Genomic DNA, 919 nt, shown 5'->3' with positions numbered 1-919 from the left:
TGAGCCGTTTTCATCCTGTGGCGGTCGCCTGAAGTTCTCGGTCTTGCAGGACGTGGATGGTCTTGACGATTCGACCGGTCTTGAATGGGCAGCAGCGGAGTCTCCGCAGGATCTTCCAGGTCTTGAGCTGGGCGAATGCCCGTTCTCCCCGGCCGCGTAGCTGTGCGTGCGCGCGGTTGGCGTTCTTCTGTGATTCTGGTTTGCCGCGCCCCTTGTACGGGGTCAACACACCGTCGGTGCCCTGATATCCCTTGTCGGCCAGCACGATCCACCCCTGCGCGGCCAGTTCGTGCATGATCCGCCAGATCCAGGCGGCCTTGCTGTCGTGCACACTGCCCGGCAACGCCGACGACACCCACACCACATCTCCCTCAGGCGAGGCGATGACCTGCACGTTCATCCCGTGCCGGCGATGCTTGCCGGAGTAGAACGGCCGATCCGCGGCGACTCGGTCGATCGGGATCAGCGTGCCATCCAGGATCAGGTACGCGTGACCGGCTGCTCCGGCCAGCCGCAGGGCAGGTTTCAGTGCCGGTGCGCGAGCGGCCAGCAGCTCGGTGGTCTCCTCCACGTACCGCCACGCGGTGCTGGCCGACACCGCAAATCCCGCACCCAGGTCGGCGAACGTCTCGCCTTTCCGCAGGTAAACAAGTACGAGCAGGGCTTGGCGGGCTGGGGCGAGTTGCCGCCACCGCGACCCGATCGTCCTGCGATGCCGGCGGATCACCCCGGCCACGTAGTCGAGAGTCTGACGTGACAACGGCAGCGCCGCACGGTAGAACAGCATTCTGAAGCCTCTGGTGGACGGTCGTTTTGGTCGACTGCTGATCTACCAGGGGCTTCACCCAACTCAACGACGACACACCGCACCAATCACACAGCACCCCAACCGCTCTCACTCCGAGGATGAAAAAGGCTC

Annotated in this window: 1 protein-coding gene; it reads right to left on the bottom strand. The window is 64.3% G+C overall.

The window, feature by feature from the left end; translation table 11 throughout:
- Nucleotides 1–10 precede the first annotated feature (10 nt).
- Complete coding sequence (locus IU459_RS37325) at nt 11–787, bottom strand: transposase family protein (RefSeq protein ID WP_195134282.1); 777 nt, start codon at nt 785–787, stop codon at nt 11–13.
- Nucleotides 788–919 lie beyond the last annotated feature (132 nt).

This window comes from Nocardia amamiensis (genome assembly GCF_015477605.1).
GTDB lineage: Bacteria > Actinomycetota > Actinomycetes > Mycobacteriales > Mycobacteriaceae > Nocardia > Nocardia amamiensis_A.
Note: the sequence above shows the minus strand (reverse complement) of the source record. Positions and strands in the feature narration are given on the sequence as shown.